The sequence below is a fragment of the Schaalia sp. ORNL0103 genome, from assembly GCF_019429565.1.
Lineage (GTDB): Bacteria > Actinomycetota > Actinomycetes > Actinomycetales > Actinomycetaceae > Pauljensenia.
In genome coordinates this window covers 1-22,432 of the sequence record NZ_JAHXSA010000001.1, presented here as the reverse complement: position 1 = coordinate 22,432, position 22,432 = coordinate 1, and the positions used below count along the sequence as shown (strand labels likewise).

Genomic DNA, 22,432 nt, shown 5'->3' with positions numbered 1-22,432 from the left:
AAGCGCCGCATTACATTCCTAGGTGGGAGAACACAACATGATTGCAATTGCAATAGCAGGACTGATTCTCATCGGCCCTTTTGGCCTGTACTCATGGTACGCACAGACCTACACGGACTCATCAAGCGCCTCGCTATGGAGACGCATGTCCACCTCTCCGCAGGCGTTGGGTAAGAGCAGCACCCTCTTCAGACCACTCATTAGTCTGTTCTTCACCCTCATGGGAGCAGGAATGCTGCTGGACAAGATAGGCTTTCCTCCGCGCATATTCTTAATTCCAGCCGTTCTTGGTTTCCTATGCCTCCCACTCGCACTTATCTGCTTATTCCCATTTCGCGCCCCACGCTTCGTCAATATGGAATACCAGTACATGAAGCGCCACGGCATGCTGGACGAGAACGGTGACCCCCTCCCGCAGTTCGAGCTTTCGGAGGACGGCGAGGAGCCCGCTGACAACGATCAGGGATGGGGGACACCATGAGCCTGTCGACCTATTGGCTGATGCCTCCCCGCTGGTCGTCGTGCCCACAGGAGGAGATCTCCTCGATCCTCAACCAGGCATTCGGGAGCGCCGACGACACACAGGACCGAACGCCAGACAGCGATCAGCATCCGGCCGAAGGGGGCGTCATCGCCCTCGCCGTCGGCCCCATCGATGCCGACTACGATTTCACCCCCACCCTCCTCGTGCTCGCATCCCCCATCCCCGCGAGCACGACGCCCGCGCAGGCGCTCGCCGACTCGGCACGGTCCATGTCCGATCAGGTTCCCGGCTTTCGCATGCTGGAGGATTGCGCGTGGCCGGCGCAACCCGAATCGTCACACCTGCGCACGGGAATCTACATTCAGGGCAAGGTTCCCATCACCGCCTGCCAGTGGGCGTGGATTCATTCCGACGGCGGGAATGACTTCCTCCTCACGGCGACTGCGACGATGACGACCCCGACGTTCGGCGACCTGAACGAAGACGTTCTCGCGATCATCATGAGCCTGGAGGTGCGCAATGCCTGACCGTCCTCACGTCGCCATTCCGGGCGACGTCACCTCAAGCTTCGCCACTTCAGAGGGACTCACCGGCGACGCGGAGCATCTCGCGACGCTCATGCGCGCAGCTCGCTCGCGATTGGTCATCGCCACCACGTCTCCGAATGCTTCCCAGTGCCGCCAGGCTCTCATCTGGATGCAGCCGGGGCCCTGCGTCGTCGCCCGTACCGCTACCACCCCCGACGGCGATACTGAGACTCACATTTATCAGATCGATAACGAGGAAATTCCACACGTCGCGGCGGCGATATCTCCGCTCACGCCTAACCCCGCCGTCTTCGACGGACCTCCCGTGCTACCGACGGCCATCGTGTACGCCGCACAGCAAGGCACGACCGAACAGACGGCCCAGCTCCTCGAGAATTACTCCTCCTACGGCCCCTCAGATTCCTCCTTCGCACAGGCTCTCGTGGCCCAACGCTGGGCATACACCACCTGGATCCGGGAAGAGCGCACGAAGAAGGGCTCCTTTGTTCCGACCTCCACCCTCTCCACCTTCATCACGCCAGCCGCCGCCTACAGGGTCGAGGCTCCGCTTTTCGCGCCCAGCACCGGACCTCACATCCCCATCCACCCCATCTACAACACGCAACTATGGGCGCTCATCACGTATTTCTTCACCCTGTCACCCGAGAGGAGCCTGGCATGACTTACCGCGTTCTCGAATGGAATTACGAGGAAGTTAATTCGATCATTGCAAAGCTCAGCAACGCGTGCGCAGAACTCAGGAAGACGCCAGCCCTCAGCACATCCGACACGGGCAGTGAACACGATGCAACTCTGAGCAAACACGTCACGGCACTGAACTCAACACTCAACCACATGGCGTGGATCCTGAACGGCATCTACTTGGGCCTAGCGGCCGCGACGGAGGACTTCAAGTGCACGGACGACGCGGTGGCGGACGTCATGCGCGAGATCCAACGCTACAACGACGAATACAACCACAAGTACACGCCCCCGATTCCAACGGGGAACACGCAGATCACAGCCGTGACCCCCTCATCAAGCTGATCTCGTCCATGAAACACAGCAAGTCACAGTTCACTTCTGAGCGCACACCATTACGACGACTACTCTTCAACAGCACGATTGGATCAATCGATAGTAAGCAGATTCAACGAGACATTCCTCAACTCAATCGGAAGATAGGAGGAGATGATGAGCTATCTATGGTCCTTTGCAGGCCTAGCCATCGGTCTGTTCGGACTGTATTCATGGTATGTGGAAACTTACACAGACTCGCCTATTGCCGCACTATGGCGAGAGATGGGTGATCGAAACGATAGGACAACAAGCGGAGATTCCCTGTCTCCACTATTTATATCTACGGGAATCTCACTGTCCGCATTAGGGGCAATGCTATCCAACCTCGTTCCCAACATACGCATCATCCTTATTTCTTTCCTCAGTATCGCCTACGTTGGGATAGCACTTATGGTCATAGGTTTCATTTGTTTCTTCCCATTCCCTGTCCCCCGCTGGGCCGACGCTCGGTACCAGTACATGAAGCGCCACGGCATGCTGGACAAGAACGGCGATCCGATCGACGTCGACGAAGAAGCCGACCCACCAAGGTGACCTCGTCCACGAAACACGGGCCACCAGCATCGTCGCGGGCCTCGCACCCACTATCCTGGAGCCTATACGCGAGGCCGCCCCGGCCTCGTCCGTCCGACACCGCACACAGAGGAGCCCCCATGGCGACCGAGCCCGTGTTCGAGGCCATCAACTGGAACAAGATCCAAGACGACAAGGACCTTGAGGTCTGGGATCGCCTGACGGGCAACTTCTGGCTGCCTGAGAAGATTCCGCTCTCCAACGACCTGCCGAGCTGGAAGACCCTCACCAAGGACGAGCAGCTCATGACGAACCGCGTGTTCACGGGCCTGACCCTGCTGGACACGCTGCAGGGCACGGTTGGCGCGGTGTCGCTGATCCCGGACGCGCGCACCCCGCACGAGGAGGCCGTCTACACGAACATTGCGTTCATGGAGTCGGTGCACGCCAAGTCCTACTCGTCGATCTTCTCCACCCTGCTGTCCACGGAGGAAATCAACGAGTCCTTCCGCTGGTCGAACGAGAACGAGGCGCTGCAGAAGAAGGCCGAGATCGTCAAGTCCTACTACGACGGCAACGACCCGGAGAAGCGCAAGGTCGCCTCCACGATGCTCGAGTCCTTCCTCTTCTACTCGGGTTTCTACGCGCCCATGTACTGGAGCTCGCACGCCAAGCTCACGAACACTGCTGACCTGATCCGCCTCATCATCCGCGACGAGGCCGTCCACGGCTACTACATCGGCTACAAGTACCAGCTGGCCGTGAATGAGTCGAGCCAGGAGCGCCAGGATGACCTGCGCGACTACACGTACTCGCTGCTGTACGAGCTCTACGAGAACGAGGAGCAGTACACGGAGGACCTGTACGATCCGCTCGGCCTGACCGAGGACGTCAAGAAGTTCCTGCGTTACAACGCGAACAAGGCGCTCATGAACCTGGGTTACGAGGCCCTGTTCCCGCACGATGCGACCGACGTGAACCCCGCGATCCTGGCAGCCCTGAGCCCCAACGCGGACGAGAACCACGACTTCTTCTCGGGTTCCGGCTCGTCCTACGTGATGGGCGAGGTCGTGGACACCGAGGACGAGGACTGGGACTTCTGAGTTTCACGAGGCCGGGGACGGGCTGCGCGAACAACGCGGCCTGACCGCCTCCCTCAACTCAAGACGCACGTGGGTGCGCCCGCCATCAGGCAGGCGCACCCACGTCATTTTCGATGGCTCCAACAACAGTCGCCAGCGACAGAAATGCGACACGACATGTCCACACTCTGTTTGCTCCGACACACTTATCGTCACACGTGTAACATGTGCACCAAATGTCACAGGCGCATCATGGCAAGGTATTCCCTGCCATGACGGGCCTTCGATGCGAGCGCGCAGGCCTTTGCTCATCGGGAACATCCCGACAGATGGGGCCACACCGCTTCGCGCGGCGGCTAAACTGTGACTGGGAGCGGCCTCGCTTCCACCCACACCGTACGTCGCGCGCACAGCGCGGGGGAATGAGGAGAGCACGACTATGAGTATCTTCGACCGCTTCGAGAGCGCCGTCGAGAGAGGCGTCAACGGCGCCTTCTCGCGCGTGTTCCGGTCGGGGATCAAGCCCGTGGACATCACCACGGCGATCCGCCGCGCCATGGACGAATCCGTCCAGGAAGTCTCCGCCTCGCGCATCATTGCCGCGAACCACTTCTCGGTCTACGCCTCGCGCACCGACCTTACCTCCCTCGAGGCGTCCCTTGACGTCCTCGCCGACGAGTTCGCCCAGCAGGCCACCGAACACGCCACGGCGAACAGCTACTCCCTCCTCGGCCCCGTCACGATCGAATTCATCGCCGACGCCTCCGAGCCCAGCGGCACCCTGAAGGTCGACGCCGAAAACCGCCGGGGACCCGCGGCCCCCGCCACGGCCTCGTCCGCGTCCCCCGAGCACCCGATCATCGACGTCGACGGCGAAAAGTGGCTCCTCACCGAGCCCGTCACCGTCATCGGACGCGGCTCCGAAGCCGACATTGTCGTCAACGACTCGGGCGTCTCGCGCCGCCACCTCGAACTGCGCATCACTCCCACCGGCGTGATCGCGACCGATCTGGGCTCCACCAACGGCTCCTTCGTTGAGGGCCACCGCATCGACGCAGCGACCCTGCTCGACGGCAACCAGATCGTCATCGGACGCACCAAGATCCTCTTCTGGACGCACCCAGACCAGAGCGGAGTTTAATGAAGTGACCACTGACCTCGCATTTACCGTTTTCCGCATCGGGTTCCTGGTGCTGCTGTGGCTCCTCGTGCTCGCGGCCGTCAACACGCTGCGACGCGACATCTTCGGCACCGTCGTGACCCCGCGCGGCAAGGGACGCGACAAGGCCACCTCACGCCGCAAAGCCTCCCGTGAGAAGCGCAAGGACAACAAGAAGCGCACCTCCACGAACCCCCTGGCTCCCAAGGATCTCCTGGTGACCGGCGGCCCCCTCGTCGGCACCATGCTGCCCCTCGGCGAGGCCCCCATCGTCATCGGCCGCTCCCCCGCGTGCACCCTCGTGCTCGAAGACGAGTACGCGTCCAGCCGCCACGCGGCACTCACCCCCCAGTCCGACGGCTGGTGGATCGAAGACCTCTCCAGCCGTAACGGCACCTTCATCGACGACGAGCGCCTGAACGCCCCGCGCCAGCTCAAGATCGGTGACGTCATCCGCATCGGCCAGACGACTCTCGAATTGGTGGGTTGATATGTCAGGAAACGCGGTTCAATTCCACTACGCTGCCCGCTCCGACGTGGGCCTCGTACGTTCCAACAACCAGGACTCCGGCTACGCCGGCGCGAACCTGCTGGTCCTCGCCGACGGCATGGGCGGTCCCGCGGGCGGCGACATCGCCTCCTCAGTGGCCCTCGCGCACCTCGTGCCCCTCGACACGGACTCGCACCCGGCAGACTCGATGCTCCCCCTCCTGCGCGAGGCCCTCCTCGACGCGCACGAGGAGCTCACCGACCGCTCGAGCCGCGACCGCGACCTCGAGGGCCTGGGCACCACCTGCATCGCGCTCATGCGCAGCGGCAACCGCCTCGCAATGGTCCACATCGGCGACTCGCGCGCCTACGTGCTGCGCGGCGACACGCTGACCCAGGTCACGACCGACCACTCCTTCGTGCAGTACCTGGTCGACACCGGCCAGATCACGCCCGAGGAAGCCGAGCACCACCCCAACCGCAACGTCGTCCTGAAGATCCTCGGCGACGCGCAGGCCGACGTGGCCCCCGACGAGACGATCCGCGAGGCCGTCGTCGGCGACCGCTGGATGCTGTGCTCCGACGGCCTGTCCGGCCTCGTTTCCCCTGAGACGATCGGCCAGGTCATGGCCGATTTCAAGGATCCGGGCGAGTGCGCCGAAGAGCTCATCCGCCTGGCCCTCCTGGGCGGCGGCCCCGACAACATCACGTGCGTGATCGCGGACATCGTCCCCGCCGGCACGTTCCCGCCCGCTCCTCCGCAGATCGTGGGCGCCGCGGCCATCGACCGCAACGCCAAGTCGCGCGGCGGAGACGGAGCGGCCGCGCGCGCCGCTGCCCTGGGCTCGTCGGCCTCGGGCACCCCCAGCGACGAGGACGAGGCCCCCATCGAGCTCAAGCCCCGCTCCTCGTGGTGGACCCCCGTGTTCATCTCACTCGTGACGGTCCTCGTGGTCGCCGCGTCGTGGATGTCGTGGAAGTGGACGCAGACCCAGTACTACGCGATCGGCCAGGACGGCTACGTCGTCATCTACCAGGGCATTCCGCAGTCGATCGGTCCGTGGCAGCTCTCCCACGCGGTGGAGGTCTCCAACGTCGCACTGTCCGACCTCGCGCCCGTGGACCGCCAGCGCCTCGACACCCCGGTGCTGCGCTCCTCGCGCGCCGACATCGACTCCTACATCGAGGGTCTGCGCCGCTCGGTCGTCCAGCCCGCCACCCCCTCGTCGCCGACGCCCCAGTCGGGGACGCCGCAGTCCGGTGAGGCCCAGTCCGGGGCACAGAGCGGGGGCGCCTCCTAATGGCTACCGTATCGATCGCGCCCGCCCGGCCTCGCCGATTCCTGGAGCTGACCCTCATGGGCCTGGCTCTGGCCGTCGGCATCGCCGGCTACGTGCTGACCTCGCTGAACTACACGGGGGAGATCCCCGCGAACCTTCTCACGCAGGTCGGCGTGCTCGTCGCGATCGCCATCATTGCCGAGGTCGGCGTGCACTTCCTAGCCCCCTACGCGGACCCGGTGATCCTGCCGGTCGCCGTCGCGCTGACGGGCCTGGGGCTGGCGATGATCTACCGCCTCGACCTGTCGTACGCACGCAGGGACGAGGCCACAGTGGGCTTCCGCCAGGCGCTCTTCGTGGGCATCGCGATCGTTATCGCGGCCATCATCTTGATCATGCTGCGCGACCACCGCATGCTGCGCCGCTACACCTACACCTTCGGCGCGCTGTCGCTGTTCCTCCTGCTCCTGCCGATGATTCCCGGCCTGGGCCAGGAGACCTTCGGTGCGCGCGTCTGGATCCACCTGGGTCCCATCTCCGTCCAGCCCGGTGAGCTCGTGAAGATCACGCTGGCGATCTTCTTCGCCGGATACCTCGTGACGAACCGCGACAACCTGGCGATCGGCGGCCGCAAGTTCCTGGGCATGCGCCTGCCGCGCGCCCGCGACCTCGGCCCGATCATGGTCGTGTGGCTGATCGGCATCGCGATCCTCGTCCTGCAGCGCGACCTGGGTACCTCGCTGCTCTTCTTCGGCCTGTTCGTCGCGATGCTGTACGTGGCGACGAACCGCGTGTCGTGGCTGGTCATCGGTTTCACGCTCTTCGTGCCCGCCGTCGCGATCGCGGTGAAGTCTTTCAGCCACGTGCAGACGCGCTTCAACATCTGGCTCAACGCCCTGGATCCCGAGGTGTACGACCGAGGTTCGTACCAGCTCGTTCAGGGTCTGTTCGGCCAGGCCTCGGGCGGTCTCATGGGCACCGGTTGGGGTCGCGGCTACCCGCAGCTGGTACCGCTGGCGAACTCCGACTTCATCCTGTCCTCCTTCGCGGAGGAACTGGGGCTGACCGGCATGGCCGCCATCCTGGTCCTGTACCTGATCCTCATCCAGCGAGGCCTGCGCGCGGCGCTGACGGTGCGCGACGGCTTCGGCAAGCTCCTGGCGACCGGCCTGAGCTTCTCGCTGGCCATTCAGCTGTTCGTGGTGCTCGGCGGCATCACGCGCATCATTCCGTTGACCGGCCTGACGGCCCCGTTCCTGGCCGCGGGCGGCTCGTCGATGGTGTCCTCCTGGATCACCGTCGCGCTGCTGATCCGCGTGTCGGACGCTGCTCGCCGCCCGGCCTCGGCCCCCGCGCCGTGGAACTCCGGTATTCAGCCTGCCGTGGGAGTGGGTGAGTGAGCCGTGAATAACCAGATCCGCAAGATCTTCATCATCGTTCTCCTGATGTTCGCCCTGCTGGGCGTGGGCGTCACGAACACGCAGTTCATTTCCGCGTCCTCGCTCAATGCCGACGCTCGCAACCAGCGCACGATCCTGCACGCGGCCGAAACCGACCGCGGACCGATCATCGTCGACAAGACGGCGATCGCCTCCTCGGAGCGCGAGGCCGACTCAAAGCGCTACGTGCGCACCTACGCCGAGGGGCCGCTGTACGCGCCGGTCACAGGCTACTTCTCGTCGGTGGGCAACGCGTCGACGGGCATCGAGGCCGCCGAGGAGGACGTCCTGGACGGCCAGTCCCAGACCCTCCTCGGACAGCGCCTGCGCAACCTCCTGACGGGCCAGAACCGTCAGGGCGGCGGCGTCTCCCTCACCCTGAACTCTCAGATGCAGAAGGCCGCAGCCGAGGCCCTCGGCAACCGCAAGGGTGCCGTCGTGGCCCTGGATGCGCAGACCGGCGCGGTCCTGGCGATGTACTCGTCACCGACCTTCGACCCGAACCAGCTGGCCTCCTCCGACGCCGGCGCGGTGTCCAACGCATTCTCCGCGCTCTCCTCGGACCCGAACAACCCCCTGCTCAACCGCGCGATCTCCGAGCGCTACGCCCCCGGCTCGACGTTCAAGATCCTGACGACGATCGCCCTCATCGAAAACGACCTCGCCGACCCGGATATGCACATGCCCTCCCCCGTGTCGACGACCCTGCCGGGCACGGCGACCGAGGTCTCCAACATCGAGTCCTCCACCTGCGGTGACGGCAACCCGACGCTCACCGAGGCCTTCGCGCGCTCGTGCAACACGACCTTCGTGCTGGCTTCCGAGCAGCTGACGAACCAGCAGCTCCTCGACGTAACGAACCGCTTCGGCTTTGGCCGCGAGTCGCAGATCCCGCTGACGGTGACGCCCTCCGTGTTCCCCGCCGACGCGGACGCCGCGCAGCTCGCGATGAGCTCGATCGGCCAGTACACGGTTCAGACGACGCCTCTGCAGATGGCGCAGGTCGCCCAGGCCATCGCGAACGACGGCCAGATGATGACCCCCTACCTCATCGACTCGATCGTGGACGCCGACAATCAGGTCGTGCGCACGAATAGCCCGACCGACGCCGGCAAACCGATCTCGTCGGAGACGGCCTCGAAGCTGCGTGCCATGATGGAATCCGTGGTCTCCCAGCCCTACGGCACCGGCACGACGATGGCCCTGCCGAACATTGCGGTGGCCGCAAAGACCGGCACCGCCGAGACCGGTAACGGCGACCGCGCAAACGCCTGGGCCGTCGGTTTTGCCCCGGCGGACAGCCCGCGCATCGCTTTCGCCGTCCTCGTCGAGGGCGACGACAACGATCCCACGCCGCACGGTGGGGACGTGGCCGGCCCGATCGCCCGCGCCCTCCTGGAAGCGGGGCTCCAGTGAGCACGCCACGCATGACTTCCGGTGCCGGGCGAGTGCTCGGGGGGCGCTACACGCTGCTCACCCCGATCGCCCAGGGCGGCATGGGCGAGGTGTGGAAGGCCCGCGACCGCGTCAGCGGCCACATCGTCGCCGCGAAGGTCCTGCGCCCCGAGCTGACGGGCGAGGAGCTCTCGCTCTCGCGCCTGCGCCTCGAGGCCCGTAACTCGATGTCGATCTCGCACCCGAATATCGCCAACACACAGGATTCGGGCGAGGAAGACGGCATCGGCTGGATCATCATGGAGCTCGTCGACGGCCATCCGCTGACGGATTACCTGCGCGGCGGCTCCCGCATTGAGCCCGAGTACCTCATGCCGATCCTCGTGCAGGTCGCGATGGCGCTGGGCGCTGCCGCGCGCGCGGGCGTCGTGCACCGCGACATCAAGCCCGCGAACATTATTGTTCGCCCTGATGGCATGGTGAAGCTAACGGACTTCGGCATTTCTCGCGCGAAGGGCCAGGTCAACCTGACCGCCGCGGGCATGGTCATGGGCACCGCCCAGTACCTGCCGCCCGAGCAGGCCATGGGAGAGGTCGCCACCCCCATCGGTGACCTCTACGCCCTCGGCGTCATCGCCTACGAGGCCGCAGCCGGTCGACGCCCGTTCACCGGCGAAACCCAGGTGGACATCGCCTTCGCACACGTCAACGATCCCGTTCCACCGCTGCCGGACTTCGTGCCCGAGCCCCTGGCCGACGTCATCTTGCACCTGCTGGAGAAGGACCCCGCGAAGCGCCCCGAGTCCGGGTCCGCAGCCGTGCGCGAAATCGCGAGCGCAGCCAAGGCGATGGGCGTCTCCGTAACCCCTCGCCCGCTGCCCCTGCCGAAGGCCGCGCAGCGCCCCGAAGAGGTGCGCACACCCGTCCAGCCGTCGGTGCCGATCGTCGCACCGGTGCGGCACCTAACGCGCCGCACGCTGCCCGACGAGATGCTGCAGCCCCCCTCGGGACTCACTCCGAAGGTGCGTGCGACGACGGGCCGCCACGCCAAGCTGCCCGTCCTCGAAGAAGCGACGACGATCGCCCCCTCCTCGGCCCCGATCCCAATCACGGGTCGCCACGCCGCCGTCCCGCGCATCCTCGACGAGGCCGAGGTTCCCCCGATCTCTCGCCCCGTGTCCACTCCCACCCGGGTTCGTCGCCTGCACCCCGAGACGACCGGCGAGCAGGAGCCCGCAGTTTCGGGTGCCGTCCGATCGCTGACCTCGACCGGTCGCCACGCAGCCGTCCCGGCCCCCGCGGCGAACCCACCGACACCGGTCTCGGCCCCGATCCCGACGCGGTCCACGGCCAAGACGGCTCCCGCGCAGAAGGCTCCTGCGCCCGCCGCTCCTATGCCCGCGCAGGCCGCCACCGCCCGCACGACCACAGGTTCCATCCCGAGGCACGCGGCTCCCGCTCACTCCGAGCAGGTCCCCCAGCCCAACAGCGAGACCGCCCAGCGCCCCCAGGCCTCGGCGCCCGCGCAGCGTTCCGCGCCTATCCCGGCCCCTCCGGCCGATGCAGCGCCCGCGCACACCGCCGCACCGAAGACCCCGCTGCCGTCCGAGCCGCAGGATCGACGCGCCGCCCTCGCCGAGCGATTGCGCCAACGCGAGGCAGCCCGACAGGCCGAAGACGCCGCCGAGGAGCAGCGCCGCGCAGCCGTCGCCCGCGAGGAAGAACAGCGCCAGCGCGAGCTTCAAGAAGCCCGCGCACGTCGTGAAGCTCGCGAACGCCGCGAGGCCGAAGAAGCCAAGCGTCAGGCAGCCCGGCAGGCGACCCCGCGCATTCCCCAGCCCACCCGCTCCGAGTCGCCTCGCCACGACAAGGCGGCCACGGCCTCGTCGCCGCGCGTGTACGGGACCGTTCCCCAGCCTCGCGCAGCCACGCCCTCGAAGCGCCAGCGACGCTCGGTCTATGAGCCGCGGCCCGAGAAGGCGAAGCGCGGGCCGCGCTGGCACGAGCTCGACGCTCGCAGCGCGCAACGTACCCGTCCGGCGGCCAAGACCGCGTACTCGCGCAGCGTCGTCGCACCACCCGTCCCAGCATCCAGGCAGATTATTCGCGCGGTCATCGTCGCAATCATCGTGATTGCGCTCATCGCGCTTGCAGCTATTACGATCAAACACATGCTTGGCTCCCTGATACAACCAAGTGCGGGAGCACACATTATCGAGGAGGTTAGGACATGGCAGAGCCCATGGCCCACCGTCTAGCTGGCCGATACGAGGTCCGCTCGCTCATCGGGCGAGGCGGAATGGCCGAAGTCCACCTGGGCTTCGACACTCGCCTGTCGCGCGTCGTAGCAATCAAGATGCTGCGCCGCGATCTGGCGCAGGACTCGATCTTCCAGGCGCGCTTCCGTCGCGAAGCGCAGTCGGCAGCGTCGCTGAATCACCCGAACATCGTCGCCGTGTACGACACGGGCGAGGAGATCATCGAGGATGCGACCGGCCGTTCGATCGCGGTGCCCTACATCGTCATGGAGTACGTCGAGGGGCACACGGTCAAGGACCTGATCTCCGACGGCACGGCCGTTCCGATCAACGAGGCCATCGAGATCGTGTCGGGTGTCCTGTCCGCCCTCCAGTACTCGCACGCAAACCACCTGGTGCACCGCGACATCAAGCCCGGCAACATCATGCTGACGTCGGACGGCAAGGTCAAGGTCATGGACTTTGGCATCGCGCGCGCCCTGACGGACTCGCAGGCCACGATGACGCAGACGAACGCCGTCGTGGGCACCGCCCAGTACCTCTCCCCCGAGCAGGCTCGCGGCGAGACCGTTGATGCTCGCTCCGACCTGTACTCGACCGGTGTCGTGCTCTTCGAGCTGCTGACGGGCCGCCCGCCCTTCAAGGGTGACTCGGCCGTCGCCGTCGCCTACCAGCACGTCGAGCAGATCCCGCCCACGCCCTCGTCGATCCTGTCCGACATCCCGGACTCGCTCGACCGCGTGGTGCTGAAGTCCCTGGCGAAGAACCGCGAGGACCGCTACCCGAGCGCCGCAGCAATGCTCGCGGACCTGCAGCGCGTGGCCCGAGGCCTCGACGTGGGCGCGCCGCCCGCCGACTCGTGGGCGACCGAGGTTCTGCCCGCCGCCGGCATGGCGTCCGCACGGACCGCCGCGACCACGCCGATGGCGGCGGTCCCCAGCCACGCGCCCGCCGCGGCGGTGGCTGCGACCTCCACGTCGCTGCCCGCGGTTGCCACCGATGACACCGCGAACGAGGCCGCCAAGGCCCGCAAGCGTCGCACAGCGATCATCGCGACCGTGTTGCTCATCGCCCTGCTGCTGATCGGCGGCTCGGTGTGGGCCCTGACGCGCGGCGCCGCCGAGCCCGAGTCGATCGCGGTTCCCAACGTCGTCGGCCTGACCCAGGCCGAGGCGAAGACCCAAATCGAGCAGGCGGGCTTCACCTGGGAGCTCAACCCCGACAAGGTCGCCTCCGACACCGTCGCTGAGGGCTCCGTGGCCTCCACCGACCCCGCCGCGGGCACGCAGGCCGAGAAGGGCGCGACCGTCCGCGTCACCATCTCCTCCGGCCCCGATTCGGTGACCCTGCCGGACAACCTCGTCGGCATGAGCCCCGATGACGCCCGCAAGGCGATCGAGGCCCTTGGCCTGAAGTGGGAGCTCGACTCCAGCAAGGTCGCCTCCGACACCGTTCCCGAGGGCAAGGTCGCGCAGACCAACCCCTCCCCCGGTTCCAAGGTGAAGGCCGGCCAGACGATCCGCGCCTACCTGTCCTCCGGTTCGGATCAGGTGGACGTGCCCGACCTGTCGGGCATGACCCAGGATCAGGCGCGCAGCACCCTCAAGGGCGTCGGCCTGGAGCTGGGCAACGTGACGAGCGTTGACTCCGAGAAGGAGAAGGACCGCATCGTCGAGCAGGATCCCGCGACCGGCACGAAGGTCAAGAAGGGCACCGCCATTGGCGTGTCCATCTCGAGCGGCAAGGCCGCGCAGGTGGAGATTCCCACCGTCGTCGGCATGGGCCGTGAAGACGCCGAGGCGCAGCTCAAGGCCCTGGGCCTGACCGTCACCGTCGAAGAGGTCGCAGGCAACCAGCCCGCAGGCCAGGTCCTCTCCGTCGAGCCCGGCGAGGGTTCGAAGGTGGACAAGAATTCGACCGTGAAGCTGAAGGTGTCGAAGGGCGGCCAGAACGGAAACAACGGCGGCAATAACAACGGCAACAACAACGGAAATGCACACCACTGAGTGAGCCCCGGGCCGCGTCGCGGTAGTACCGCTTCGTAGTCGCCCCCGTGATCAGTGAGGCCCGCGCCTGCGAGGAAAAGTCCTCCGGCGCGGGCCTCACTGTATGCGCGGGGGCGGCCAACACGAGCGCCAGAAAGCCGGTCCTCTACGCGGATAGGTTATGACGATGTGGATAGGTTATCGGCATCCGGATAGGTTAATAAGCTATCCGGATGCTCATAACCTATCCGGATGCTCGCAACCTATCCGCATGCATGCACCCACAAGCACATCTGCGGCACCGTAGCTAACACGCCCATCTGCATTCACAACGTGCTGCACCTATTGGGGAGCATTGCACCATTTTGGGAGCATTGCACCAGCTCGGAAGGGGTGTAATGCTCCCGAAATGGTGTAACACCACAAAGGAACAAGAACTTTCGCGGCAACAGCATCGTTCAGTGGGGGGTTTTGCACTACACGAGCCTCCGACACGCCGATGACGCGCGCTCCCAAGGCCCCAAGTAGTGCAAAACCCCCACTGCTCCCCAGTTGACGAGCACGAATGTGAAGAGAACGGGCTTCGTCGCCCAACGATCTGGATAGGAAACGACGATCTGGATAGGTTATGGCGTTCTGGATAGGAAAATAACCTATCCAGAAGAGCAGTTCCTATCCAGAACACAACTTCCTATCCAGAACACGCATCCGTACTCGATGGGGCCACGAAACCTACAGCTTGAAACGCTCCGCGACGACGGGCTTCAGGGACACGGCCCGTTCGCGCGCGTCGGCGTCGCCGCAGGCGGCCAGCCAGTTGGCGAACATGAGGTGCCCGGACTGGGTCATGACGGACTCGGGGTGGAACTGGACGCCTTCGAGGGGCAGGGAGCGGTGGCGCACGCCCATGATGATGCCGGACTCGGTGGTCGCGGAGACCTCGAGCTCGTCGGGCATGGTTGCGGGGTCGATCGTCAGCGAGTGGTAGCGGGTGACGGTCAGCGGCGAAGGCACGCCCTCGAAGACGCCGCGCCCGTCGTGCGTGATGACGGAGGTCTTGCCGTGCATGAGTTCGGGCGCATGCCCGACGGTCGCGCCGAAAAGCTCACCGAGGGACTGGTGCCCCAGGCACACGCCCAGCATCGGGATGCCATGCTCGGCGCAGTCGGCGATGGTCTGCAGGGATGCGCCGGCGCTCTTGGGGTCGCCGGGTCCGGGGGAGATGAGGACGCCGTCGTAGCCGGCCTCGAACCACGCGGGATCCACGACGTCGTTACGCACGACGTCCACGGTCGCACCCAGGTGGCGCAGGTAGCCCACGATCGTGAAGACGAACGAGTCGTAGTTATCGACGCAGAGGATTCGTGCCATCGCGGGTCCTTTCATGTACGAGGCCGTGGCCTCTTCTCCGGCATCCATCGTAGGGCGCTCCCCTAGTGGGCGCGCGGGCGCTGTCCGCTCTCCGGGCGCACGGTCGCGTACGGCGACACCCAGCCAACGTCCGTGGATACGACACGAGGCCGGGTCTCCCCGGCCTCGTCCCATCCTCAAGCGAGCGGCTCAGGCTCAGCCGACGGAGGACTGTCCGAGCTCCAGGTAGGACTGGACCCAGGGGTAGACCCAGGTGAACAGGGCGGCGACGGCCGCGGCGATGAGGGCCAGGGATTCAATGACTTTGAACCAGGTGGGGCCGGGCAGGTGGCGGAAGATCCATGCGTACATGTGGGGTCCTTCAGTTCGTGGGTTCGTCGACGAGTTCGGCGGGGACGCCCGTGTCCTTGGGGGTCCAGGATTCGAACTTGAGATGGACGATGTAGCGCTGCCAGTTGCCGTATTCGGGGTGGCAGGTGGTCATGGTCATCCAACGCTCGGTGGGGGTTTCGGACCAGGAGACGTCGTCGATGACGGGGGCGACGACGCGCATCTGCGTGGGGTCGGTTGCGTCGATGATCTCGGAGGAGACCATGGAGTAGACGAGGTAGTGGTCGTCGACTTCCACGACGACCTTGTCGCCCTGGGTGAGGCGGTCGATCCAGCGGAAGTTGTTGCCGTAGGTGCGGCGGTGGCCAGCGATGGAGAAGTTGCCGACGCCGCCGGGCTGGGTGGTCATGTCGTAGTGGCCGGCCCATCCCTGGTCGAGAACGTAGGAGGTGGTGCCTTCCGCGAGGGGGATCTTCATCCAGTCCCAGGTGGGCACGTGCACGAGGCCGTAGACCTCGCCGTCGCCGACTTCGCGCGTGAACTCGGGCGGATCATCGGTGCGGACTTCGCCGAGAGTGCGCTTGGAGGGCTGGTGCTCTTCTTCGTACGAGGCGATGGTCTGGGAGACCTGTCCGGCGACCTCGTAGGTCGTCCAGTAGAGCTGCCAAACGGAGAAGAGGCCGACGATGATGGCGAAGGTGATGAGCAGTTCGCCGACGACACCGACGATGTTCCAGAAGATGTTGGAGCGCTTCTTCTTAGCCGGCGTGGTCGGGGCGACGTGTTCACCCATTCGTTTCCTCCACAGTTGCGTAGTTGACGGTCAGCGGGGTGGTGGCGGGCGCGAAGCTCAGGGAGTCTTTGGTCTGCATGTCCCACCCGAGGCCGTACTTTGTCACGTAGGCCTGGTAATTCACCATACGTGGGTTTGCGGTAACCGTCGCGCGCAGGGTGGCAGGATCACCGATTGCTTGGATCACATAGGGCGGGGAGAAGCTGGTTCCGTCCACGAGGATGACGTTGCCGATGCAGCGGATGACGGTGCGCGAGGTGATGCGTACGCCCTGGACGGTCATGGCTTCGGCGCCTCCGCTCCACAGCGCGTTCATCGTATCTTCGATGTCTTGCTGGTGGATGACGAGGTCGTTGGGGGTTGCGCCTTCGGGAATTTCTCCGGGGGGCGCGTCGCTGAGGGTGATTTGGACGCCGGGGCCGGTGACGGTTTGGGTGGAGCGAGCGGTGAAGACGTCCTCGTCGCCGGATTGGGGGGCGACGGAGGTGTAGCTCTGGATCTGCGTATCGAGCGAGGAGACCTCATTTTCGAGGGCTTTGACCTGTTCCTGGCGGTTGCGCACGAGGGTGGACAGGTCCGAGGTTGCCGCGGGATTTTTGCGTTCGTTGAGCGCAGAGACGGAGAAGAGGAGGCCGGAGGCGACGGTCACGGCGAGCACGCCGGCGACGTGGCGAACGCTGCGTGCGTGCATCTTTCCCCCTTATGTGGCGCTGCGCTTTGGCACTTTCCACGTCCGAGACTACGCTAGTGTTGCGACTAATTCATCACCGCCGGGCGGTTTTCTTCCCGCGCGGGCCAGCAGAGAGGACCCGACGTGGCCGAATCCAAGAAGCGTAAGAAGAATGGGCACGAGGTTGAGGACGATACCGACATCCAGAACTGGACTGACGGTATTCCGCTTAGCCCCGCCTGGTGGGCGCCCACGTTTGTGGCCCTGATGATTCTGGGCCTGCTGTGGGTTGTTGTCTACTACATTTCGTCGGGCACCTACCCGGTTCCGAAGCTGGGCGCATGGAACATCGCGGTGGGCCTGGGCACGATGATGGTCGGCTTCCTGATGACGCTGCGTTGGCGTTGACGGTGGCACGGCGGGCGTGAACCTGCTGTCTCCAGTGAGTGTGAGTGTGGGGCGTTCCGGCTGCGGCCGGGACGCCCCACTATTTCTATCGACGAGGCCATGGCTGACTACCGGGTCACGGCCTCGTCCTCGGGTCAGGGCCTGCTGAGCTCAACCCTCATGCCGGCGTCGTACATGCCAAGGAGGGAGCGTCCGGCGAGGCCATCTTCGAGGCGCGCGGGGTGCGCGCTGGCGAAGGACATGACGGTCGTGGCGCCGGCATGCAGGATCGCGGGGGACGCGGGGGCGGAGGGGCCGAGGACGACGGTGTGGGCGCCGGAGGCGAGCGCGAGGAGGCGCGGCATGGTCTTGTTGACGAATGCGGATCCGGAGATGAAGACGTAGTCCATCTCGGGGAGCAGGTATTCGCAGGCGGAGTCGGGGTAGTCGCCTTCGAGGACGTTGCGTTCGAGGATGTTGAGCTCGGCGACGTCGGGCATGGCGGCGGCCGCGAAGGGGAAGTGGCCGATGACGGCGACGCGTTTGCCGGCGACGAGGGGGGCGTAGGGATGGAAGGTGCGCGCCCAGTTGTTTTCCTTGCAGGGGCGGAAGCCGTGGGCGAGGGCGCGTACGGGGTGGGAGTGGTAGGCGTTGACGGCCGCCATGCCGATGCCGGCGTCCTCGAAGTTCCAGGACTTGGCGAGGGCCGCGACGTCGCGCAGGGGGCGGCCGACGAGGTCGGCGGGGTCCTCGGTGGCGCGCGGGCGCGACTGGACGTTCATGCCGAAGGCCATGCCGACGCCATCTTCGCTGGAGGCGACGCGGCGCCATTTGCCGTCGGTGAAGATCTGGGTAACGGTGATGTCGGCGGGGATCTCGTCGATGAGCTGGTCGTACAGGTCCCAGGGGCTGGTCATGGTCTCTCCTGTGGGCGCATGAGGAAGGGTCCGGCACTATTTGCCGGACCCTTCCTATATTAGGTCATCCTTAGATGCCATGCGCCTGTCGACCGTTGACCGCTCACGCGCCATAGACCTCGTACAGGACGCGGAACACGAGGGCATTGAGCACGAGCATGCCGGCGATCATGCCGAGCGCGACGACTGCTTCGCGCCGGTTCTGATGCACCTGCGTGACGCCCGGACGCGGGCGGGCCATGCGCACCAGGACCCACGTGGCACCCACGCCGGCGATCGCCCCGCCGATGTGGCCCTGCCAGGAGATGCCGCTGACCATGAAGCCGTAGACGAGGTTGATGCCGAGCAGCGTCAGGATCGCGGTCGTGTCTGAGCCGCCCAGGCGCTGGAGGACGAACACGGCGCCGAACAGGCCGAAGACTGCGCCCGACGCACCCACGGTGCTCACGAAGATCTCAGAGGGCTGGATGAGGCACCAGGCAAGAATGAAGGCCGAGCCGCCCAGCGCACTCACCAGGTAGAGCGTGAGGAAACGCCACCGGCCCAGGACCGGTTCGATCGCGCGCCCCACCCAGTACAGGGAGAGCATGTTGAACAGGATGTGCATGATGCCGCCGTGCAGGAACGCGCCGGTGATGACCGTCCACGGGTGCGACATCAGCCACGCGGGCACGAGCGCCAGGCTGAGCTTCGTCGACGGCACGAGGAAGGTCACCGCGTACATGAGGACGCAGATCGCCATCATCGCGTAGGTGACGACCGGCGTGCCGGCCGCGGCCGCGCGCGAGGCGGAGCCCATCCACCGCTTCTTGGAGGACGTGCAGTCCACGCAGATCGAGCGGACCTCGGTGGGGATCGCGCAGTCCACGCACATGGGCCGGTTGCAGCGCTTGCAGTAGTCGACGCTGCGCACACCCGGGTGTCGCGGACAGTCGGGGGCGGCGCGCGGGTCAGAGCGCTGGCCGTAGCTCGGCATACTCATAGCTTCCCTTTCAGCAGGCGGGTAAGGGACGAGGCCGGGGCGTACCATCCCGGTCACTGCACGCAGCAGCGGGGGGCGGCCCCGGCCTCGTCGATGATGAGGGGAGAGGATCAGTCGACGATCTCGATGGAGTTGATGACCTGCTCCGTCACGGGGCGGTCCTGGGCGCCCGTGGGGGTGGTGGCGATGGCGTCGACGACGCGCTTGGACTCCTCGTCGGTGACCTTACCGAAGATGGTGTGGTTGCCGAGCAGCCACGGGGTGGGGGCCACGGTGATGAAGAACTGGGAGCCGTTGGTGCCCTTGCCCATGCGCTTGCCGGCGTTGGCCATGGCGAGCAGGTAGGGGTCGTTGAAGTTGAGCTCGGGGTGGATCTCGTCGTTGAACTGGTAGCCGGGGCCGCCGGTGCCGGTGCCGAGGGGGTCGCCGCCCTGGATCATGAAGCCGGGGATGACACGGTGGAAGATGGTGCCGTCGTAGAGGGGACGGGAGGTCTTCTGGCCGGTCGTGGGATCGACCCATTCGCGCTCGCCCTTGGCCAGGGTCACGAAGTTGTTGACCGTGTTGGGGGCGTGGTTGGGGAACAGTTCGACGGTGATGTCGCCGGCGGAGGTGTGAAGAATAGCTTTCATGACTGTAATGGTCGCATCTTTTCCTGGGTGTTTCCTGTCCGTCACGCACCTCACGCGAGCCGGTGGGCTGCAGATCACAGCTCGTTGTTGCACAATAGGAGTGAGTGGCGCGTCCGCGCCCCCATTTATTGTGGACAGAATCGGAGACATCATGGTTACTTCGCCGACTTTCGATGCAGAGAAGCTGCGTGCATCGTCTCAGCAGCTTCGCGACGCCGCTGCCATTTACGCCGGCAAGGTTGCCGTGCGGGCTGCCGATCTGGCTGGCCAGGGCGTCGACTGGGCCGCGCCTCGCGCTCAGGCCGCGCTGAATTCCGCGATCGAGCACGCGACCCCCGCGATCGAGACCGCCGCCGCTCGTGCGCAGGCTGCCGCCGCGCAGGCCGGCCCGGCGATCGAGAACGCTCGTGAGCACCTCGTGGACGACTACCTGCCGCGCGCTTCCCTCGCCGTCAACCAGGCGGGTGCGGCGCTGTCGGCTCGCGGTTCGCTGTCGGAGCGCGCTCGTCGCGCTTCCGAGGCTTCGGCTGTCGCCCTCACCACCCCCACGCGTAAGCGCCGCAAGTGCCGCGCGCTGCGCGCCTTCGGCCTGACGGCCCTGGTGGGTGCCGTCGCCGGCGCGGGCTACATCCTGTGGAAGCGTTCGCAGCCGATCGAGGATCCGTGGGCCGAGGAGTACTGGGCGGATCTGGACACGGATTCTTTCGTGCCGGACACCGAGGCTGAGAAGGCCACCTTCGAGGCGGGCGAGTGAATTTAACCTCTTGAGAGGTTTTTGCTTCGGGGGGCCGCGGCGCGCTGCGCTGCGGCCCCCCACTCATCGCCACCGAGCATCGATTGTGTGAGCCGCTACGTCGGAGTACTTTCTCCTCGTCATGGTCGACACTTACTCCGCATTTTTGCGCGCTTTGCCGGATGGTCATATGATGAACATCATCTCATTGACGTCTGCAGGCCACGCCTGCGCTTGTTACGCCCGGAGGTTGTCGTGAGCGACGTGAGCTTCAGCTCCCAGAATCATGATCAGACGCGCCAGGATGGAGCCCTTGGAGCGGAGTCTTTCGACACGGCTGCTCAGGCCGCTCGGGAGTTTGCGGACGCTCAGGTCGCCGACGTATGGGGCACTGAGTCTGGCGTTGAGGCCGCTCGGCAGGCACTGCAGGACGCCTACAACACCGCTCGGGAGGGTTTCGCATCCGAGGGCGATAAGCTCCGTGATTTCGACAGGAAGGTTGTCGAAAGCGAGGACGACTTCAAGAAGACAGAAGACGAGGTCATGCGCAAATTTAAGGGCGAAGAAGCCAACATGGCTTCCATTCCTTTCCTCGCTTCTCTCGTCTCCTCGCTCGGTGTTCCGGTCCATCAGGCTGCGGGAACGCTCAATACCGCTTCCACGACGCCTTCGTCATCAACGTACTCGGCAGGCTCACAGGATAGTAACAATCCTGTTGTCAGCGGCAGTTCCGACTTCTGAGGATAGGGAAGGATACTGCAGTGGTTAAGAGTCCGATGTACAAGCGCCTCATGCAATTCGTGGAGGACGCAAAGGCAAACGAGTCTCTCGCGAGCCTCGATCTCAAACACCGCACCACGATGGATGCCATTAACGAGGCCGAGCGACGCTTGCGGCACTACCGCACATACCAGGGTTTCCAAGGCCAGACGGGCACCGCCATCGACAAGTGGCTCGCGGACGCTGAGCAACGCTTGCAGGACTGGCGTGAATCCTACCTCGCGACCGCTCAGGTCGAGGTGGAGATGCGCCGGGTCATGCAGCACGCCCGCGAAGAGGCAGAGATGCTCTCCCCCGTGCTGGTCGACTCCAGGCTGGACGCCTTGCGTGACATGGCCGAGGTGACGATCCCCGTCATGCAGAACTTGGGCATTTTCGGGGCCGGCGTCAACGCCGTCGCCTCGACCGGCGCAGCCGTCTACGACGCCGTTGCCGCTCAGGCCAACGCGCAGCGCGAGGCCAACTCGGCGGACATCCTGCGACGCCTGAACGACTCCATGCACGAGTTGGCAAACCACGCCCGAGATGTAAAACAAACCTCGAGGGCAAGGAAAGTGGGTACGAAAAAAACCGGGCACGTATCGGATTACCCCTCAGTTTCCGCTCCCTGGGTTGCCAAGGAACTCGAGAACGGAAACAAGTCAGCATCCCCCGATCAGCCCGGCGTGTACCCGGGCGACCGCGAGAGCGACTACGGACGCGCATTCCAGCGCGGCGCCAATTCCAGCGCCTACCCGAGCGGTTACGACGACCCAACCGCGCAGGACGCTGATGCCGAGAAGCTGCGCAAGCTCCAGTCCCAACGTATCCCCGATCGCTATACCAGCGAGGGCCAGCTGGGTAGCCGCAGCAAGCCCATCACCGACCCCGAGGATCTGAAGGGGATCGACCTGATGCACACCCGCATCGGTGGCGAGCGCTACGCTAACGGCCTCACTCGCGGCGGTTACACCCCCGCGCCTCCAAGCGATCGCCATCATCCTCTGTGGAACATTAACGGGGGGCCCTCCACCCGCTTCGACGCCTCCGGGCGCACGAGCCTCGCGGGCGCAGGAGCCCTCGGCGCCGGCGTCCTCGGCGCGGGTGCCCTCCGGAGCAGCACGGCATGGAAGTCAGTGCGGTCGAGCGTTTTGAGGCTCCCGTTCA

24 protein-coding genes are annotated in these 22,432 nt (G+C 65.4%); 17 read left to right on the top strand and 7 right to left on the bottom strand.

The window, feature by feature from the left end:
* Nucleotides 1-37: 37 nt before the first annotated feature.
* The 13 genes from JJJ16_RS00120 to pknB all read left to right on the top strand — a co-directional run bounded on the left by JJJ16_RS00120 (nt 38) and on the right by pknB (nt 13,712).
* Nucleotides 38-481, top strand: coding sequence for a hypothetical protein (locus JJJ16_RS00120; RefSeq protein ID WP_219750890.1), 444 nt, complete (start codon nt 38-40; stop codon nt 479-481).
* Nucleotides 478-1,011 (top strand): hypothetical protein, encoded by a 534-nt coding sequence (locus JJJ16_RS00115; protein ID WP_219750889.1) that lies wholly within the window; start codon nt 478-480, stop codon nt 1,009-1,011. Before JJJ16_RS00120 ends, JJJ16_RS00115 begins: the two co-directional genes overlap by 4 nt.
* A complete protein-coding gene (locus tag JJJ16_RS00110; protein ID WP_219750888.1) occupies nt 1,004-1,693 on the top strand; it encodes a hypothetical protein in 690 nt (229 codons plus the stop codon). The genes JJJ16_RS00115 and JJJ16_RS00110 overlap by 8 nt, the downstream gene beginning before the upstream one ends.
* On the top strand, nt 1,690-2,058 hold the full coding sequence (locus JJJ16_RS00105; protein ID WP_219750887.1) for a hypothetical protein: 369 nt from the start codon (nt 1,690-1,692) through the stop codon (nt 2,056-2,058). Before JJJ16_RS00110 ends, JJJ16_RS00105 begins: the two co-directional genes overlap by 4 nt.
* Nucleotides 2,059-2,205: 147 nt before the next feature.
* Nucleotides 2,206-2,625, top strand: coding sequence for a hypothetical protein (locus tag JJJ16_RS00100; protein WP_219750886.1), 420 nt, complete (start codon nt 2,206-2,208; stop codon nt 2,623-2,625).
* Nucleotides 2,626-2,744: 119 nt separating this feature from the next.
* The gene (nrdF, locus tag JJJ16_RS00095) at nt 2,745-3,707 is read left to right on the top strand and encodes a class 1b ribonucleoside-diphosphate reductase subunit beta (RefSeq protein WP_034464994.1); all 963 of its coding nucleotides are present in this window, start codon (nt 2,745-2,747) and stop codon (nt 3,705-3,707) included.
* Nucleotides 3,708-4,125: 418 nt separating this feature from the next.
* On the top strand, nt 4,126-4,827 hold the full coding sequence (locus JJJ16_RS00090) for an FhaA domain-containing protein (RefSeq protein ID WP_219750885.1): 702 nt from the start codon (nt 4,126-4,128) through the stop codon (nt 4,825-4,827).
* Between the two features lie 4 nt (nt 4,828-4,831).
* Nucleotides 4,832-5,335, top strand: a complete 504-nt coding sequence (locus JJJ16_RS00085) for an FHA domain-containing protein (protein WP_070836052.1) — start codon at nt 4,832-4,834, stop codon at nt 5,333-5,335.
* 1 nt (nt 5,336) lies between these two features.
* Nucleotides 5,337-6,635 carry a PP2C family protein-serine/threonine phosphatase gene (locus JJJ16_RS00080; protein WP_219750884.1) on the top strand — a complete coding sequence of 433 codons (1,299 nt, stop codon included), beginning with the start codon at nt 5,337-5,339 and terminating at the stop codon, nt 6,633-6,635.
* Nucleotides 6,635-8,014, top strand: a complete 1,380-nt coding sequence (locus JJJ16_RS00075; protein WP_219750883.1) for an FtsW/RodA/SpoVE family cell cycle protein — start codon at nt 6,635-6,637, stop codon at nt 8,012-8,014. The genes JJJ16_RS00080 and JJJ16_RS00075 overlap by 1 nt, the downstream gene beginning before the upstream one ends.
* Before the next feature lie 3 nt (nt 8,015-8,017).
* The gene (locus JJJ16_RS00070) at nt 8,018-9,469 is read left to right on the top strand and encodes a peptidoglycan D,D-transpeptidase FtsI family protein (protein ID WP_219750882.1); all 1,452 of its coding nucleotides are present in this window, start codon (nt 8,018-8,020) and stop codon (nt 9,467-9,469) included.
* A gap of 11 nt (nt 9,470-9,480) precedes the next feature.
* Entirely contained in the window at nt 9,481-11,706 is a 2,226-nt protein-coding gene (locus JJJ16_RS00065; RefSeq protein WP_219751922.1) for a serine/threonine-protein kinase, read from the top strand.
* On the top strand, nt 11,679-13,712 hold the full coding sequence (pknB, locus tag JJJ16_RS00060) for a Stk1 family PASTA domain-containing Ser/Thr kinase (protein WP_219750881.1): 2,034 nt from the start codon (nt 11,679-11,681) through the stop codon (nt 13,710-13,712). Before JJJ16_RS00065 ends, pknB begins: the two co-directional genes overlap by 28 nt.
* A gap of 711 nt (nt 13,713-14,423) precedes the next feature.
* On the opposite strand, the gene JJJ16_RS00055 is transcribed toward pknB, so the two are convergent.
* From JJJ16_RS00055 to JJJ16_RS00040, 4 genes are all read right to left on the bottom strand, one after another.
* Nucleotides 14,424-15,110 (bottom strand): glutamine amidotransferase-related protein, encoded by a 687-nt coding sequence (locus JJJ16_RS00055; RefSeq protein ID WP_003791611.1) that lies wholly within the window; start codon nt 15,108-15,110, stop codon nt 14,424-14,426.
* Between the two features lie 147 nt (nt 15,111-15,257).
* Nucleotides 15,258-15,413, bottom strand: coding sequence for a hypothetical protein (locus tag JJJ16_RS00050; RefSeq protein WP_219750880.1), 156 nt, complete (start codon nt 15,411-15,413; stop codon nt 15,258-15,260).
* Nucleotides 15,414-15,423: 10 nt separating this feature from the next.
* On the bottom strand, nt 15,424-16,185 hold the full coding sequence (locus JJJ16_RS00045) for a class E sortase (protein WP_219750879.1): 762 nt from the start codon (nt 16,183-16,185) through the stop codon (nt 15,424-15,426).
* A complete protein-coding gene (locus JJJ16_RS00040; protein WP_219750878.1) occupies nt 16,178-16,876 on the bottom strand; it encodes a DUF881 domain-containing protein in 699 nt (232 codons plus the stop codon). The genes JJJ16_RS00045 and JJJ16_RS00040 overlap by 8 nt, the downstream gene beginning before the upstream one ends.
* A 123-nt stretch (nt 16,877-16,999) precedes the next feature.
* On the opposite strand from JJJ16_RS00040, the gene JJJ16_RS00035 reads away from it, so the two are divergent.
* Nucleotides 17,000-17,263, top strand: a complete 264-nt coding sequence (locus tag JJJ16_RS00035) for a cell division protein CrgA (RefSeq protein ID WP_003791600.1) — start codon at nt 17,000-17,002, stop codon at nt 17,261-17,263.
* A 134-nt stretch (nt 17,264-17,397) separates the two neighbouring features.
* Here the strand turns inward: JJJ16_RS00035 and JJJ16_RS00030 are convergent, their stop codons facing one another.
* From JJJ16_RS00030 to JJJ16_RS00020, 3 genes are all read right to left on the bottom strand, one after another.
* Entirely contained in the window at nt 17,398-18,159 is a 762-nt protein-coding gene (locus JJJ16_RS00030) for a Rossmann-like domain-containing protein (protein ID WP_219750877.1), read from the bottom strand.
* 103 nt (nt 18,160-18,262) lie between these two features.
* Complete coding sequence (locus tag JJJ16_RS00025; protein WP_219750876.1) at nt 18,263-19,141, bottom strand: rhomboid family intramembrane serine protease; 879 nt, start codon at nt 19,139-19,141, stop codon at nt 18,263-18,265.
* Between the two features lie 110 nt (nt 19,142-19,251).
* Nucleotides 19,252-19,773, bottom strand: coding sequence for a peptidylprolyl isomerase (locus JJJ16_RS00020; RefSeq protein WP_219750875.1), 522 nt, complete (start codon nt 19,771-19,773; stop codon nt 19,252-19,254).
* Nucleotides 19,774-19,924: 151 nt separating this feature from the next.
* Here JJJ16_RS00020 and JJJ16_RS00015 point away from each other — a divergent pair, with 151 nt between their 5' ends.
* From JJJ16_RS00015 to JJJ16_RS00005, 3 genes are all read left to right on the top strand, one after another.
* A complete protein-coding gene (locus JJJ16_RS00015) occupies nt 19,925-20,527 on the top strand; it encodes a hypothetical protein (protein WP_219750874.1) in 603 nt (200 codons plus the stop codon).
* Between the two features lie 234 nt (nt 20,528-20,761).
* Entirely contained in the window at nt 20,762-21,247 is a 486-nt protein-coding gene (locus tag JJJ16_RS00010; protein WP_219750873.1) for a hypothetical protein, read from the top strand.
* 20 nt (nt 21,248-21,267) lie between these two features.
* The coding region (locus JJJ16_RS00005) for a hypothetical protein (RefSeq protein WP_219750872.1) at nt 21,268-22,432 on the top strand (1,165 nt) is incomplete at its 3' end.